Below are 15562 nucleotides of genomic sequence, written 5' to 3'. Positions count from 1 at the left end.
GGGGCGCGCAGCGCCCCCACGGGCTTGAAGCATGCTCCCGATTCCTTACTGGCGGCTGTCCAGTTTCTACCTGTTCTACTTCGCCCTGCTCGGCTCCACCGCGCCATTCCTGGCGCTGTACTTCGACCACCTGGGTTTCTCCCCGGCACGCATCGGCGAGCTGGTGGCCATCCCCATGCTGATGCGCTGCGTGGCGCCCAACCTGTGGGGCTGGCTGGGTGACCGCAGCGGCCGGCGCCTGCTGATCGTGCGCCTGGGCGCGCTGGCGACCCTGGCGACCTTCTCGTTGATCTTCTTTGCCAAGAGCTACGCCTGGCTGGCGCTGGTGATGGCCCTGCATGCATTCTTCTGGCATGCGGTGCTGCCGCAGTTCGAGGTGATCACCCTGGCCCACCTGCATGGCCAGACCGCCCGCTACAGCCAGGTGCGGTTGTGGGGCTCGATCGGGTTCATCCTCGCCGTGGTCGGCCTGGGCCGGTTGTTCGAATGGCTGAGCCTGGACATCTACCCGGTGGCCCTGGTAACCATCATGGCCGGGATCGTCGTCGCCAGCCTGTGGGTGCCCAACGCGCAGCCATCGGAGCATGCCGAACGGCGCGCAGCCGGGGGCTTTCTCAAGCAGGTACGGGCGCCTGGGGTGTTGGCGTTCTATGCCTGCGTGGCGCTGATGCAACTGAGCCATGGGCCGTACTACACCTTCCTCACCCTGCACCTGGAACACCTGGGCTACAGCCGTGGCGCCATCGGCCTGCTGTGGGCGCTGGGGGTGGTGGCCGAGGTGCTGGTCTTCATGGCCATGAGCCGAATCTTCGCGCGCTTCTCGGTGCGGCGGGTGCTGCTGGCGAGTTTCCTGCTGGCCACGTTGCGTTGGCTGCTGCTGGGCAACCTGGCCGAAGTACCGGCGCTGCTGGTGTTCGCCCAGGTGCTGCACGCGGCTACCTTCGGTTGCTTCCACGCCGCCAGCATCGCCTTCGTCCAGGCCAGCTTCGGCGCCCGCCAGCAAGGCCAGGGCCAGGCGCTGTACGCGGCGTTGTCGGGTACTGGCGGTGCGTTGGGCGCGTTGTACTCGGGCTACAGCTGGAAACTGCTGGGCCCGCACTTCACCTTTGGTATGGCCAGCGTCGCAGCGCTGGCCGCAGCCGTTATCATTGCCCTTTGTCTTGAAGAAAGCAGGAAATCCACCTGATGAGCATCCTCAGCGTATTCGACCCCTCCAGCCCGGACCTGCCGCACAAGGTGCTGACCCACCACGAGGACATCGCCGCGACCCTGGCCGAACAGGGCGTGCGCTTCGGTCGCTGGCAGCCTGGCGCGCGGCTGCGCCCGGGCAGCAGCACCCAGGAAGTGCTGGACGCCTGCCGCGAACCGTTGGACCGCTTGATGACCGAGCATGGCAGCGCCAGCTTCGCCGTGTTCAGCCGTGATGGCCAGGCAGCGGGCCAGGCCGACCTGCGCGACGAGCATGTGCATGACAGCGAGGAGGTGTTCGCGGTGATCAGCGGCCGCGGCCAAGTCAGCCTGCGCCTGGGTGGCTCCGTCTACGCGCTGCTATGCGAGAAGGACGACCTGCTGGTGGTGCCCGGCGGTACCCGCCGCTGGTTGGACCTGGGCGACAACCCGTTCTGCCTGGCGCTGCGCCTGTTCGCCAGCGAACAAGGCGTGCACCCACGCTTTACCGGCGATTCTGCGGCCCGGCAGTTTTTGCGGCTCGATGAGCTCTGAGGGAAATGGCTCGCGGGGCGCTCCTCTGCCACTGAGTCCCTGGGTGGCCGGGGAGCGCCCCGCGAAGGGGGGCCGCGATCAGCGATAGGTTGGCAGGGCGAAGCGCTGCTGGCTTTGCAGCCGCGAGATCACGGGCAGTTCGCTGGCTTGTTCGGCCAGGTCGCGGCGAATGGCGCTGATGGCCCAGGATAGCTGTTCGGCACTGTGCAGTTGTGCGTACGACAGCACGCGGCGGGTCACCACGCCGTCGGCGGCGCGCAGGGTCAGCAGGACGCCGCCGTCCGGGCGGGATTGGGTGGTGACCTGGTAGGCGGCGAACACCGAGGCGAATTTTTCCTGGATGAGGTCCATATCAACTCCTGACTGTTGTGTGGGCAGACGTGAGTTGAATGTTGCAGTGACCATGCCAGGTTTTATTTGTATAAAAATCCTTATAAATCAATGATTTGTGATTGTTTTTGGATTGTTCGCCATTGCATTGTGCATGGTCGTGCATTTTGCACAGTGCAATTTGCACGGTGATAGCCTGGCTCTGTGCACCCCATAGAATCTGAACCTTTGACCCGTGGCGGCTGCCTGACCAACACTTGGGCCCACGCCATTACCAGGAGGTTCACGATGTCCAACCAACAGCCCGCCACTATGACCGACGAGGAAACCGCCGCCTTCGCCGAGGAGGTTTTCGAGCGTGCCCGCCGCGGTGACGCGCCCATGCTGGCGCGTCTGCTCGCCAGTGGCCTGCCGGCCGACCTGCGCAACCACAAGGGCGATACCCTGTTGATGCTGGCCAGCTATCACGGCCATCACGATGCCGTGCGCGTGCTGCTCGAACAGGGCGCCGACCCGCTGATCGCCAACGACAACGGCCAGCTGCCCATCGCCGGCGCGGCGTTCAAGGGTGACCTGGCGATGATCCAGCTATTGCTCGAACACGGCGTGCCGGTGGATGCCGCCGCCGCCGATGGCCGCACCGCCTTGATGCTGGCGGCGATGTTCAATCGCCTGGCGATCATCGACTACCTGCTGGCCCAGGGCGCCGACCCGGCGCACCGCGACGCCGCTGGGGCCACCGCGCTGATGGCGGCTCGCACCATGGGTGCGCTCGATGCCGCCAAGCGCCTCGAGGCGCAGGCCGGCTAACCGTTCGGGGGCGTTTGCGGCTATCCTTGGCGCCTTTTACGCCAATGCGCAGGGCCCCCAAATGAAAGACCAGTTGCTCGAATTCATCCGCCTCGTCGGCGCCGGCTGCATGCGCGAGGAAGACATCGAGCGCATCGCCGCTGAAGCCGCCCAGGCCTATGCCGACCCCGCCGCCTTCCTGGCCGCCAACCCCGACATCAACTACGATGACAGCTTCCCGTTTTGCCTGGGGGAATGGGTGGTGGTCGGCAGCCTGCCGGACACCGTGCTGTTCCAGGCCGACAGCTACCAGGATCTGTTCCAGCAGATCAGCGACTCGTTCGACAAGAGCGTGCCGTTCACCCTCAAGCCCAAGCAGCTGGCGCGCACCGAGGCGCTGACCGCGCTCAATCGCATCCAGGTGCAGATGGGCGCGCTGAACAAGGAGGCTGGCGGCTATGTGCTGCTGAACTTCAGCCAGTTGCTCGACGATGAGTTACAGATGGTGATGGTGGGGCAGAACGACCTGGCCCGTGTGCTGGAATTGGGCGAGGCCGTCGGCATCAAGGTGGAGCCGGCGCTGGAAGCCTTGAAGGTGGCGGTGCACGTCTAATCAACGTTCTGCAGGAGCCAGCCTTGCTGGCGAACCAGGCGACGCGGAGGATGGCACCGGCTATGCCGGTGTTCGCCGGCAAGGCCGGCTCCTACAACGCTTACGGCCTGCAATACCTGTAGGAGCCAGCCTTGCTGGCGAACCAGGCGACGCGGAGGACGGCACCGGCAGCGCCGGTGTTCGCCGGCCAGCTCCTACGGTATGTATGGATAGCGCTCAACCCAACGCGGTATCGAGGAACATCATCACCGCGAACCCGCCCATCAAGCCCAGCGTCGCCGCGGTCTGGTGCCCGTTGCGGTGGGTTTCCGGGATCACCTCGTGGGACACCACGAAGATCATCGCCCCCGCCGCCAGGCCCATGCTGATCGGGTAGGCCAGGGCAAAGCCGGTGGAAATCCCCAGGCCGATCACCGCCCCCAGCGGCTCCATCAACCCCGAGCCGATCGCCACCAGTGCCGCCTTCAGGTTCGACAACCCGGTGGCCCGCAAGGCCAGGGCCACGGCCAGCCCCTCGGGGATGTCCTGGATGGCGATGGCGCTGGTCAGCGGCAAGCCGATATTCATGTCGCCATTGGCGAAGCTCACGCCGATGGCCATGCCTTCAGGCAGGTTGTGCAGGGTGATGGCCAGGACGAACAACCAGACCCGGCTCAGGCGCTCGGCCTCTGGCCCGCAAGGGCCGGTGCTTTCATGCTCGTGCGGGGTGAAACGGTCGAGGCCGAGCATCAACAGCACGCCCAGGCCCATGCCCAGCACCACGGTGAAAGCCGCCGCCGGGCCGTTGCCGGTGATTTCACGGGCGGCGTCCAGGCCTGGCAGAATCAGCGAAAACGAACTGGCGGCGAGCATCATGCCGGCGGCAAAGCCGAGCATCACGTCCTGGGTGCGGGCGTTGACATCGCGCAGGATCACCGCCAGCACCGCACCCAGCGCCGTGGCGCCGAAGCCGGACAAACCACCGAGCAGCGCCAGGTGCAGGTTGTCGGCGTGGTCGCCGTTGACCGCGTTCCAGATGCTCGCCAACAGCAGGGCGACGACCACCAGCAGGCTCAGGGCCAGGCCGGCACTGAGCCAGGGAGTGCTCAGCGCCTGCTGGCGCCAGGCGCTGAGCAAGGACATGGGGGCGGGGCTGTGGGCGTGGGCAGGCGGCATACGGACCTCGAAACAATGAATGACAGCAGTCTAGCCAGTGACCTGCGCAACTGGCCAAGGATTCCCTTCTATCGCCGCCATAGGCGGCTATGCTGTGCACCAGGCACATCGCACGGGAGCTACGACATGGGTTCTACCTTCAATAGCCTGGTTGGGCTGATCATCCTGGCCCTGGACATCTGGGCGATCCTCAACGTGCTCAAGAGCGGTGCCGAGGTGGGCATCAAGGTGCTGTGGATCTTGCTGATCGTCCTGTTGCCGGTGCTGGGGCTGATCATCTGGGCCATCGCCGGGCCACGGGGCAATGTGCGTATCTGAGGCCTCCCCGGGCAACTGTGTAACTTTGTAAGGGCAGGCTGCTCTCGACAAAATTTTCACACTCGATTTTTGAAAATCCGCGCCGCACAATGCGGCCTTGGTCGGTGGCCAAGCTAGACGGTCGCACAAGGCTGCAGGCGACTCTCGCCTTCCCGCAAACCGCAATCCTAGGACCTCTCCATTCATGGCTAACACGGACGCCTTGAAGCAACAGGCTGCGCGAGGCTCGTTCTCGCCAAGCCTGAAATCCCACCTGGCCTTCACGCTGCTCAGCGCCCTGGTGATCATGTTGATGCTCAGCCTGGTGCGCCTGGCGCTGCTGGTCTACAACAGCGACATGGTCGGCGACACGCCCGCCGCCACGGTTGCCGAAGGCTTCTTCAACGGCTTGCGCTTCGACCTGCGCGTGGTGGTGTACATCAGCATTCCGCTGCTGCTGGCACTGCTCAGCCCCTGGCTGATGGCCCGGCGTGGCTTGCTCCGCCTGTGGCTGACGCTGGCCTCCAGCGTGGTGATGTTCCTCGGCCTGATGGAGATGGACTTCTACCGTGAGTTCCACCAGCGCCTCAATGGCCTGGTGTTCCAATACATCCAGGAAGACCCCAAGACCGTGCTGAGCATGCTCTGGTATGGTTTCCCCGTGGTCCGCTACCTGCTGGCCTGGCTGGTCGGCACCTGGCTGCTGAGCCTGCTGTTCAAGGGCGTCGACCGCACGACCCGTGGCACGGCAGCTGCCGCTGGCGGCGCCAGCCGTTCGATGGCGCCGTGGTATGGCCGCCTGGCAGTGTTCATGGTGGTGCTGCTGGTGGCGGTGGTCGCTGCCCGTGGCACCCTGCGCCAGGGGCCACCGATGCGCTGGGGCGACGCCTTCACCACCGACTCGAACTTCGTCAACCAGCTCGGCCTCAACGGCACCCTGACCCTGATCGATGCCGCCAAGAGCCGTTTCGGCGAGGACCGCGCCAACATCTGGAAGCCCGTGCTCGACCAGGCGCTGGCCACCCAGACCGTGCGCGAACAATTGTTGACCGCCAACGACACCCTGGTCGATGCCGACGAGGCGCCGGTGCGCCGTGATTTCCTGCCTCCAGCAAAGAACACCCTGGGGATCAAGAACGTCGTGGTGATCCTGATGGAGAGCTTCGCCGGCCACTCGGTGGGCGCCCTGGGCAGCGATGCCAACATCACCCCGTACTTCGACAAGCTGGCCAAGGAAGGCCTGCTGTTCGACCGCTTCTTCTCCAATGGCACCCATACCCACCAGGGCATGTTCGCTACCATGGCCTGCTTCCCCAACCTGCCAGGCTTCGAGTACCTGATGCAGACCCCGGAGGGCGGCCACAAGCTGTCTGGCCTGCCGGCGTTGCTCAGCGCCCGGGACTACGACGATGTCTACGTGTACAACGGTGACTTCGCCTGGGACAACCAGTCCGGGTTCTTCGGCAACCAGGGCATGACCACCTTCATCGGCCGCAACGATTTCGTCGACCCGGTGTTCTCCGACCCGACCTGGGGCGTGTCCGACCAGGACATGTTCGACCGGGGTAACCAGGAGCTGGCCAAGCACGACGGCAAGAAACCGATCTACGCGCTGCTGCAGACCCTCTCCAACCATACGCCGTACGCCTTGCCCGCCGAGTTGCCGGTGGAGAAGGTCACCGGCCACGGCCGCCTGGACGAACACCTCACCGCCATGCGCTATTCCGACTGGGCGCTGGGCCAGTTCTTCGAGAAGGCGCGCAAGGAGCCTTACTTCAAGGACACCTTGTTCGTCATCGTCGGCGACCATGGTTTTGGCAACAATCAGCAGGTCACCGAGCTGGACCTGGGTCGCTTCAACGTGCCGCTGCTGTTGATTGCCCCTGGCATCCAGGAAAAATTCGGCGCGGTCAACCATACCGTGGGTACCCAGGTCGACATCGTGCCGACCATCATGGGCCGCCTCGGTGGCCATGCCCGCCACCAGTGCTGGGGCCGCGACCTGCTCAACTTGCCTGAGGGCGACCAGGGCGTGGGCATGATCAAGCCGTCCGGCAGCGAGCAGATCGTTGGCCTGGTGCAGGGCGACCGGATCCTCATCGAGTCCAAGGACATGACCCCGCGCCTGTACCGCTATCAGCTGGGCCGCGAGTTCAAGGCCGAACTGATCGAAAGCCCGGACCAGCCAGAAATGCTCAAACGGCTCGAGGCCTATATCCAGACCGCGACCAAGAGCCTGCTGGACAACACCGCCGGTGTCGTCCACGGCACGCCGAAGTAAGCCGGTCGCCGTCATCAGCAAGCCCGCCGCTGCCCGGCGGGCTTTTTTCATGGGTTTCATGCACCCGGCTGAACATCGCCTGCTGCCCATGGTCAAGCTAGTACGGAGTGTCATTCACCGTTTCCAGCGAGGGCTGATCGATGAAAGCGTGGGAAGTCAGCTTTGCCAACCAGAAGGGCGAACCGCAAACCTTGCTGCTCAACGCCGAGCAGCGCCCCAGCGAGGAAGACGCCGCGCGGGCGATTCGCTCGCGGCTGTTTCCACTGATGGACGAGCTGGACCTCAACGACTTCCAGGACCGCAGTTATTCCCCCACGGCGCGTTGGCTCAAGGAGCAGAGCGGGGTGATCATTACCACCATCCGCGAAGCGCCCTGAAGCGCCCTGTCTGGCGTAGTGCCTGTACAGGCACTACGCTGCAATCAGGCGCCGGTCTTCTCTGCGGGCCGCCGCCGTCTACATTCGCGTCTCGCAATCCGCTCGTAATGTCAGGCATGACCTTGTTGCCAGGCAGGTGCGTTGTGCACGGAAAGTCTATCCATTGCTTTGCAGGAGGACGTTTCATGAGCAGCTCGAACGACGATATCAGCAGCAGCGTCTTGCGCCAGATGAAAGCTGGCGGTTTCGATTTCACCCGTATCCATCCCATCGAGTTCTATGCCGTGTTCCCCGACGAGGCCGGTGCGCGCCGGGCGGCTGGGCAGTTTCGCGGCGAGTCGCTCAACGCCCAGGTGAGCGAGCGTGACGACGGCGCCTGGCACCTGGAACTGAGCAAGGTCATGTACGCCACCCATGGTGGTATCGGCGCTTTCGAGCAGGCTTTCGAACTGGTCGTGTCGCCCTATGGCGGCGAGGTCGAGGGCTGGGGCGTCAAGCAGGAGCGGCCCATCGCCTAGAATGGCACCGGCGATGCCGGTGTTCGCCGGCAAGCCGGCTCCTGCGCGATTGCCGTGCGCTTTGGACCGGCAGGAGCCAGCCTTGCTGGCGAACCAGGCGCCTACGGCTGGACCTTGCGCCCGGCCATGTGCCCCAGGTAGGCCAGCAAGGCATCGAGCTCCTGCTCGTTCAGCACCTGGAGGGCAAAGCCGGGCATCTTCGCCTGGGGCCAGTGCCGCAGGCTTTGCGGGTCGCGGATGTACTGGCGCAGGAACGCCGGCTGGAAATACTCGGTCGGGTTGTGCGGCAGGTTCAGGTCCGGGCCGAATTGCGCATCCCCTGCGCCATTGAGCCGGTGGCAAGCCAGGCAGTTCTGCTGGAACAGGGCAAAACCTTGGCGCACCGGGTCGTTGGCAGCCAGTGCCGGGTCGGGCAGCAGGGCGGGAAAGCGCGCTTCGACCGCGGGCAGCCGGCGAATCGTGGCGATCTGGAACGGCCACTGCTCGGGGCGGATGCCGCTGGCCTGTGGGTTGTGCCAGACCAGGTAGAACGGCCCGGCCCCGGGCTTGCCCTTGGCCAGGGGTGGCCAGGGCTGGCTGGGGTCCTCGATGGCCAGCCAGGCCTGGGCCGGCCCCGCCTGCAACAAGGGCCCGGCAGGCATTTCCGCGGCGAAACCGTCCAGCGCCACGGCCTGCAGGTGATCGCCCGGTTGCACGCCCTCGAGCAGCACGGCCAGGGGAATGGCGCGGTAGTGCATGGTGCGCTTGTAGGCAACGTCCTGCTTTATCTCGAGGTCGCGGGCTTGCGGGTGGGCGAGCAGTTGCGCGGTTTGCCACTGCCGGCTGCTCCCCTCGAGCGTCAGGGTCAGTTGCGCCGCCGACAGTGGCAAGGCGAACAACAGGCAGAGCAGGGCGAGGCACAGGCGCATGGGCAATCTCCAACCGTCAGGGTTGGCAGATTACCTGCGCAGGGGCGGCCAAGGCCACTGCCGTGTCAACCGAACAGCCGGGTAAGGTTGGGCAGGATCAGCAGCAGCGTCGTGGCGAAGAGAATGAGCCCGGCTTGGCGTACTTTCGATTGTCTGAACATGGCGGACCGCCTTCTTGTTGTTATTCCTGAATAACCCTTGGCTTCCTTGTCGCGCGTCGGGTCGATCGCAGTGGCCTGGTCAAGCGCCGAACCTGCTTGCCTCGTGTGTCTGGATATACAACCAACAGTAGGGCCCGCGTCATCCCTGATTCAGAACCCTTTGTTCTAAGCAAACAGTGGCAAATTGCCGAACGCTTAAAGGCCATTGGCCATCCCGCTGGCGCACTTGGGCTAGACGAGTGCGCGCCCAGGGTTACCAAGGGTTACAGGGCCTACCGTCCGTCCGGATATCCTACTTGCTTGTACTGGTTTTTCGCGTCAGTCTCTACAGCAAACCCCACCCACATGTCGTTCAGGACTACCCCTATGTCGTTACGCATCTGCATCCTTGAAACCGATGTCCTGCGGCCGGAGTTGATCGCGCAGTACCAGGGCTACGGCAGGATGTTCGAGCAGCTGTTTTCGCGCCAGCCGATCGCCGCCGAGTTTGACGTGTACAACGTGATGAACGGCGAATATCCGGCCGAGGGCGAACGGTTCGATGCGTACCTGGTGACCGGCAGCAAGGCCGACTCGTTCGGCGACGATCCCTGGATCCAGACGCTCAAGGCGTACCTGCTCAAGCTCTACGAGCGGGGCGAGAAGCTGTTGGGCGTGTGCTTCGGCCACCAGTTGCTGGCCCTGACCCTGGGCGGCAGGGCCGAGCGCGCCGACAAGGGCTGGGGCGTGGGGGTTCACCGCTACAGCCTGGCTGCCCACGCGCCATGGATGGACCCGCAGGTGTCCGAGCTGACCCTGTTGATCAGCCACCAGGATCAGGTCACGCAACTGCCCGAGGGCGCCACGGTGATCGCTTCCAGCGACTTCTGCCCCAACGCCGCCTACCACATTCGCGACCAGGTGCTGTGCTTTCAGGGGCATCCAGAGTTCGTCCACGATTACTCACGGGCGCTGCTCGATGCGCGGCAGACATCATTGGGCAACGAGGTCTACGAGAAGGCCGTGGCCAGCCTGGCTACCGAGCATCAGGGGGACTTGGTGGGGGAGTGGATGTTGCGCTTCGTCCAGCAACCCAAGGCCAACGCCTGACCTAAGCCGTTTCGCGGCGGTGCGGGGGCCGTGAACACCGGCGCAGCCGGTGCCAGGCCCCGCCCCTACAGCCAGCCCGATCGCTTGAAGCTGTAGTACAGCCCCGAACAGCCCAAGCCGATCACCCCCAGCACGGTGAAATAGCCGTAGTGCCAGCCCAGCTCGGGCATGTTCTGGAAGTTCATCCCATAGATCCCGGCAATCGCCGTGGGAAACGCCAGGATCGCCGCCCAGGCGGCGAACTTGCGCTGGGTGATGCTTTGCCGCGAGGCTTCCAGCAGCATGCCGATCTCGATGGTCTGGCTGGCGATGTCGCGAATTCCGGCGAGGTCTTCCATCTGCCGGGTCACGTGGATCTGCACATCGCGAAAATACGGGCGCATGTTCTTGTCGATGAACGGGAAGCTCAGGCGCTGCAGCTCCTCGCTGACCTCGACCATCGGCGCCACGTAGCGGCGCAGGCGCAGGATGTCGCGGCGCAGGCTGTGCAGGCGCTGGATGTCCTCTTCCTGCAGCGAGTTGCTCAGCACGCTCTGCTCCAGCTCCTCGATCTCGCCGTGGATGGCCTCGCTGACCGGCTGGTAGTTCTCGGTGACGAAGTCGAGCAGGGCGTAGAGCACGAAGTCTTCGCCGTGCTCGAGCAGCAGCGGGCGCGCTTCGCAGCGTTGGCGCACCAGGGCGTAGGACTTCGAGTGGCCGTTGCGGCAGGTGATGATGTAGCCGTTGCCGGCGAAGATATGGGTCTCGATGAACTCGAGCTTGCCTTCGTGGCGCACTGGCGAGTAGGTGACGATGAACAGCGCGTCGCCGAAGGTCTCGAGCTTGGGCCGGCTGTGCTTCTCCAGGGCGTCCTCGATGGCCAGTTCGTGCAGGCCGAACTGGCGCTGCAGGTTGGCCAGCTCCTCGGCGTTGGGCTCTTCCAGGCCGATCCACACGAAGTGCCCGGGCTTGCGCGCCCATTCGGCGCCCTCATCGAGGCTGATGTTGGTGACCTTCCTGCCGGCGCTGTACACCGCCGCGGCGACGACTCGACCCATGGTTGTCCGCTTGTCTGGTTGAACACCCAGACAGCTTGGGCTGTGTCGCGCGGCAGGGCAACCTGTCGCGCATGAAGAAATGCGCGGGTGGTGCCGGCCAGCGGTTACTGGCCGGTGACTTCGCTTTCCATATGGTCGATGCAATGCTGCATCTGGCTGCGGCACTGCTCGATCAATGCCGGCAGGTCCTGCTGGGTCAGGCCGGCGGTGGCGATGGGGGCCAGGGAGCGGACGATCACCGTGCGCTGGCGCCAGCTGTTCAGGCCCAGGCGCTGCGAATAGCGGCTGACGCACACCGGCACGATCGGCACGCCGGCCTCCACCGCCATGTGGAAGGCGCCCTTCTTGAAGGGCAGCAGTCGCTCACCGGGGTTGCGCGTGCCTTCGGGGAAAATCCAGATCGAGGTGTCGTCGCGCAGGGTACGGGTGGTGGCCTGCATGGCCTTGCGCGCCTGGTAGGCGTTGTTGCGGTCCACCAGCACGTTGCCGCCAAGCCAGAACAGCTGGCCGAACAGCGGGATCCAGCCCAGGCTCTTCTTGCCGATGGCCACGGTGCGGCGCGGCACCACCTGGCCGAGGATGAACAGGTCGTAGTTGGATTGGTGGTTGGCGATGATCACGCAGCCGGGCGGTTGGTCCCACAACGGGCCGACCTCGGCCTTGACCTTGATGCGCATGAACCAGGCGGCCGGCACGCTGTACAGGCGCGCGAACAGGCGGCTGTTGTCAGGGTTGAACGGGCGCAGCAGGCCGATCACCAGGCCGACGATGCCGACCAACAGGAAATGCAGCGCCAGCAGGAGCATGCGAAACAGATAGAGCATGGTACGACTCACACCAGACAGTCGCCGCGCAGTGTACGGGTGTGCACTGGTTGGGGCAAACCTGGGTGTGGCATAGGAGCTTGGCCATGGCTTTCTGTAGGAGCGGCCTTGTGTCGCGAAAGGGGCGCGAAGCGGCCCCAGGACTCGTGCATCAAGCTGATATCGCCGGGGCCGCTGCGCGGCCCTTTCGCGACACAAGGCCGCTCCTACAAAAAGCCGAGCATTACTGGCTAGTGACCACCTGCCCCTTGTCCCGCTCGCTGATCACATACTGCCGATACTGCGGATCGGCCTTGATCTGCGCCTCGGTGAACGGAATCGACGCCAGTTGCTTGGCCGCGAAGGCCCGCGTCTGGTCGGCGGCATGCGCCGAGGCCTGCTCGCTCGACAGCGAGAATGCCAGCAACCCCTGGGCCTGTGGCCCCTGCTCGGTGAAGCTGACCACCTGCAGATAGCTCGAACCACTGACCACCAGGCGCTTGCCCGGCCCCACCGGCACGCTGACCATCGCGTTGTACACGCCCAGCGCCTGCGGACCGCCCGGCACCGGCGTACCATCGGCGGCCTGCTGGATCTGCCCCCAGCGCTGGTCGGCGGCGATACCGGCCTTGGCGAGCTGCGCCTGGGAAGCCAGGGCGGCCTCGCGCAGCAGCTTGCCGACCGCCGCCTGCTCCACCGCCAGGCCACGCGGGGTATGCAACGGATCGGCCGGATCGAACGGCACCCGCCAGGTCTCGGGATGCTCCGACAACGCCGCGAGGATGTTCATGAAGTGGAGCAGGCCCACGCCGCTGTCCAGGTCGGCCTTGCCATCCCAGGCCTGCAGGCTGTCGCACACCGCCTCGAGCTCGGCCTCGACGCCCTGGCACCACTGCAGCAGATCGGATTTCACCAGGCTGGCCTGGTAGACCTCGTCATCGAACACCATGCGCCGCAACTCTTCGACACCCAGCTTGCCCTTGCCTTGCAGACGCTGCAGGGCGAAACGGCTGCGCATGCCCAGGGGCTGGTCGGCGCGACTGACCAGCGGTGAAAAACCGGTGAGTGGCTGCGCCGGGTTGGTCATCCACGCCGAGTCGTTGGCATGCTGCACGAAGTCGCGACGCGCCAGGCTCGGCTGCAGGTGCGCGGGGAAGATTCCCGGCTGGGCCGCCTGCGCATCGACCTTCCACTGGCAGGCGCGGCGTGAGCCGTCGAGCACCACCAGCGGGCCTGCGGCCTTGGGATTGCTGCATTGCTCGAGCAGCGCCTGGTCGACATAGGGCACCACCGACTGGTTCAGGTACAGCGCCTGACCCGCCTCGTCCACCGCCAGGGTGTTGACCCATGGGATGCCTTGCAGTTGCGCCACCGAGTCGGTCAATGCCGCCAGGCTGTCGGCACGGTTGATCTGGTACCACTGCTGCAACACCCGGGTATTGTCCAGGTTGGCGTCGCGCAGGCTGTAGGCCGCGTGGGTGTCCCAGTCCAGGCGGCCCGGCCACTGCACCACGGGGCCGAACTTCGATACATAGACCGGACGCTCCACCTGGCTCAGGCTGCCGTCCTTGGCCTTGACCGTGACACTCAGCATCTGGCGCTCCAGCGGCAGCGACTGGCCGTCCAACAGGTAGCGGGTGGCGTCCTTCGGGTCCAGTTGCAGGCGATACAGGGTGAAGTGCTTGGAGGTATCGACGGTGTGAGTCCAGGCCAGGTGACGATTGAAGCCGATATTCACCACCGGCAGGCCCGGCAGGGCCGCACCCATCACGTCCAGCTGGCCAGGGATGGTCAGTTGCATCTGGTAGAAACGCAGGCCGCCGACCCAAGGAAAATGTGGATTGGCCAGCAGCAGGCCGCGGCCGTTTGCCGAACGTTCCGCGCCCACGGCAACCGCATTGCTGCCGCGTTCGGCGGCAAAGCTTGCCTGGCGCGCCAGCGCCACGCTGTAGTCGACCGGCGGACGCTGCGCGGCCAGCTTCGGCGGGGTCGCCGCCACCAGCGCTTCGGCGAACTGCCCTACCCCACCCTCGGCCAGCAGCCGGCGGGTCAACTTGACCAGGTCGCGACTGGTGATCGGACGCAGCCAATCCCCCGCCCCGCATTCAGCCGGCAGCCCTTGGCTGCGACGCTCAGCCAGGGCACGGTTGTAGCCGCTGGCGTAACCTTCCAGCAGGTCACGCACCGCCACAGGTTGCGCCTGCAAAAAACCATCGATGGCCGCGGGGGCGTTGAGCCAGGTGAAGAACACATCGCTGGCCAGATTTGCCCGCTGCTCGACGGTCTTGCCTTCGGCACCGAAGTAGCGCGAGCGCTCGCCATTGACCGTCAGCACCTCGCCCGCCAGCAGGCACAGGTTGTCCTGGGCATAGGCATAACCGATGCCATAGCCCAGGCCACGCTCGTCCTTGGCCAGGATATGGGGCACGCCAAAGCTGGTCCGGCGGATTTGCGCGGCGGCATCGCCCACCGCTTCGCGGGCCTGGGCAACCAGGCAGGCCCCCGTCAGCGCGACGGCAAGGCCAAGGTGGAACAGGGGACGGGCAGTCACGGGCATTCCTCATGCAACTCGGGTTATCCCGAACAGACGAGCAGCCACATGAAAATTTTACGGTTAACGGCGTGCCGCAACGTTTTCTACAGAGGTTGTCGGATTTTTTTACCGAGGAGTTGCAGTTTTGTCGATCTCGTTCGTCTTTATAAGTGAGGCACACACGATTTCAGGACAGCCCACGAAAAGGAGCATTCACATGTACAACCCGCAACGCGCGCTGGCGGTCGCCCCCAGCCCGGGCCAGCCGCCGGTCGCGCCGGAAGAGCGCCTGGCCAACGAGCAGATTCGCGAACTGCTGCGCAGCTATGGCCTGCGCACCAGCCTGATTCGCCTCAAGGTCATCGACGCCTTGCACGCCGCCGACCGCAATGGCCGCAGCATTGGCGTGCGCGGCGTCCACGCGCAACTCGAGCAACTGGACATTCCGCTGTCGTTCCTGAGCGTGCGCGAAGTGCTCAAGCGCCTATGCAGCGAAGGCGTGATCAGCCTTGGCCACGACAAATGCTACAGCCTCAACCCCGAGGCCCGCGCCGTGCTGGAACAGCACAGCGCACGCTGAGCGCATGGCCGGCAGGCAAAGGCCGGCCCGCCCCGTCAAGGCTTGACCTTGCGCCGCAGGATCCCGTTGATCACCACCACGACCACCGCGATGGCGATGGCGATGTACTGGAAGGTCTGCTCGCTGATGGTGCCCTGCTTCTGCAGATAACTTAGGCCGAGCATGATGCCCAGCACCACCAGGATGATCAGGATCGAATATTTCAGGCGCTGCACGTGTGTCATCGAAGGTTCCTTGCAACATCAGGGACATGGGGCTCCCAGGGAGCCAGCGCCATGATACCTCGCTGCCTTTTCCTATGCTGAATTTCCTGCCTTTCTCTGGAGATCGCACACCCAACGCCCTTGGGAGGCTTTCCCCTGCATCCGC

17 protein-coding genes are annotated in these 15562 nt (G+C 64.9%); 10 read left to right on the top strand and 7 right to left on the bottom strand.

Annotated elements, in window-relative coordinates:
* The first annotated feature begins 31 nt into the window (after positions 1-31).
* Together NJG22_RS02740 and NJG22_RS02735 are read left to right on the top strand one after the other, a co-directional pair.
* Positions 32-1186 (top strand): MFS transporter, encoded by a 1155-nt coding sequence (locus NJG22_RS02740; protein ID WP_253092345.1) that lies wholly within the window; start codon positions 32-34, stop codon positions 1184-1186.
* Positions 1186-1722: an oxidase gene (locus NJG22_RS02735; RefSeq protein WP_253092343.1), complete on the top strand. Its 537-nt coding sequence runs from the start codon at positions 1186-1188 to the stop codon at positions 1720-1722. The genes NJG22_RS02740 and NJG22_RS02735 overlap by 1 nt, the downstream gene beginning before the upstream one ends.
* Positions 1723-1800: 78 nt before the next feature.
* Here the strand turns inward: NJG22_RS02735 and NJG22_RS02730 are convergent, their stop codons facing one another.
* Positions 1801-2073, bottom strand: coding sequence for a DUF3509 domain-containing protein (locus NJG22_RS02730; RefSeq protein ID WP_253092341.1), 273 nt, complete (start codon positions 2071-2073; stop codon positions 1801-1803).
* A gap of 267 nt (positions 2074-2340) precedes the next feature.
* On the opposite strand from NJG22_RS02730, the gene NJG22_RS02725 reads away from it, so the two are divergent.
* Together NJG22_RS02725 and NJG22_RS02720 are read left to right on the top strand one after the other, a co-directional pair.
* Positions 2341-2862, top strand: coding sequence for an ankyrin repeat domain-containing protein (locus NJG22_RS02725; protein ID WP_253092339.1), 522 nt, complete (start codon positions 2341-2343; stop codon positions 2860-2862).
* 61 nt (positions 2863-2923) lie between these two features.
* A complete protein-coding gene (locus tag NJG22_RS02720; RefSeq protein WP_253092337.1) occupies positions 2924-3454 on the top strand; it encodes a hypothetical protein in 531 nt (176 codons plus the stop codon).
* Positions 3455-3670: 216 nt separating this feature from the next.
* Here NJG22_RS02720 and NJG22_RS02715 read toward each other — a convergent pair whose 3' ends face one another.
* On the bottom strand, positions 3671-4609 hold the full coding sequence (locus NJG22_RS02715; protein WP_253092334.1) for a ZIP family metal transporter: 939 nt from the start codon (positions 4607-4609) through the stop codon (positions 3671-3673).
* A 126-nt stretch (positions 4610-4735) separates the two neighbouring features.
* Between NJG22_RS02715 and NJG22_RS02710 the strand changes: the two genes are divergently transcribed.
* The 4 genes from NJG22_RS02710 to NJG22_RS02695 all read left to right on the top strand — a co-directional run bounded on the left by NJG22_RS02710 (position 4736) and on the right by NJG22_RS02695 (position 8082).
* Positions 4736-4927: a PLDc N-terminal domain-containing protein gene (locus NJG22_RS02710; RefSeq protein ID WP_217853524.1), complete on the top strand. Its 192-nt coding sequence runs from the start codon at positions 4736-4738 to the stop codon at positions 4925-4927.
* Between the two features lie 184 nt (positions 4928-5111).
* Positions 5112-7187: an LTA synthase family protein gene (locus NJG22_RS02705; RefSeq protein ID WP_253092333.1), complete on the top strand. Its 2076-nt coding sequence runs from the start codon at positions 5112-5114 to the stop codon at positions 7185-7187.
* A 140-nt stretch (positions 7188-7327) separates the two neighbouring features.
* Positions 7328-7564, top strand: a complete 237-nt coding sequence (locus tag NJG22_RS02700) for a hypothetical protein (RefSeq protein WP_217853526.1) — start codon at positions 7328-7330, stop codon at positions 7562-7564.
* A 185-nt stretch (positions 7565-7749) separates the two neighbouring features.
* Positions 7750-8082, top strand: coding sequence for a ribonuclease E inhibitor RraB (locus NJG22_RS02695; protein WP_217853527.1), 333 nt, complete (start codon positions 7750-7752; stop codon positions 8080-8082).
* A gap of 101 nt (positions 8083-8183) precedes the next feature.
* On the opposite strand, the gene NJG22_RS02690 is transcribed toward NJG22_RS02695, so the two are convergent.
* On the bottom strand, positions 8184-8990 hold the full coding sequence (locus NJG22_RS02690; protein WP_253092331.1) for a cytochrome c: 807 nt from the start codon (positions 8988-8990) through the stop codon (positions 8184-8186).
* Positions 8991-9517: 527 nt separating this feature from the next.
* Here NJG22_RS02690 and NJG22_RS02685 point away from each other — a divergent pair.
* A complete protein-coding gene (locus NJG22_RS02685; protein WP_253092329.1) occupies positions 9518-10240 on the top strand; it encodes an amidotransferase in 723 nt (240 codons plus the stop codon).
* A gap of 65 nt (positions 10241-10305) precedes the next feature.
* Here the strand turns inward: NJG22_RS02685 and NJG22_RS02680 are convergent, their stop codons facing one another.
* The 3 genes from NJG22_RS02680 to NJG22_RS02670 form a co-directional block, all read right to left on the bottom strand.
* Complete coding sequence (locus NJG22_RS02680; protein WP_134693741.1) at positions 10306-11277, bottom strand: magnesium and cobalt transport protein CorA; 972 nt, start codon at positions 11275-11277, stop codon at positions 10306-10308.
* Positions 11278-11381: 104 nt separating this feature from the next.
* The gene (locus tag NJG22_RS02675) at positions 11382-12101 is read right to left on the bottom strand and encodes a 1-acylglycerol-3-phosphate O-acyltransferase (RefSeq protein WP_253092328.1); all 720 of its coding nucleotides are present in this window, start codon (positions 12099-12101) and stop codon (positions 11382-11384) included.
* 223 nt (positions 12102-12324) lie between these two features.
* Positions 12325-14637, bottom strand: a complete 2313-nt coding sequence (locus NJG22_RS02670) for an acylase (RefSeq protein WP_253092326.1) — start codon at positions 14635-14637, stop codon at positions 12325-12327.
* Positions 14638-14830: 193 nt separating this feature from the next.
* Between NJG22_RS02670 and NJG22_RS02665 the strand changes: the two genes are divergently transcribed.
* Entirely contained in the window at positions 14831-15193 is a 363-nt protein-coding gene (locus tag NJG22_RS02665) for a fe2+ zn2+ uptake regulation protein (RefSeq protein ID WP_217847626.1), read from the top strand.
* A gap of 35 nt (positions 15194-15228) precedes the next feature.
* Here NJG22_RS02665 and NJG22_RS02660 read toward each other — a convergent pair whose 3' ends face one another.
* Positions 15229-15417 (bottom strand): hypothetical protein, encoded by a 189-nt coding sequence (locus NJG22_RS02660; RefSeq protein WP_011533313.1) that lies wholly within the window; start codon positions 15415-15417, stop codon positions 15229-15231.
* Between the last annotated feature and the right edge of the window lie 145 nt (positions 15418-15562).

Origin of the sequence: Pseudomonas sp. VA159-2 (assembly GCF_024126635.1) — a bacterium.
Classification (GTDB): domain Bacteria; phylum Pseudomonadota; class Gammaproteobacteria; order Pseudomonadales; family Pseudomonadaceae; genus Aquipseudomonas; species Aquipseudomonas muyukensis.
This window is presented reverse-complemented; position numbering and strand designations above follow the sequence as displayed.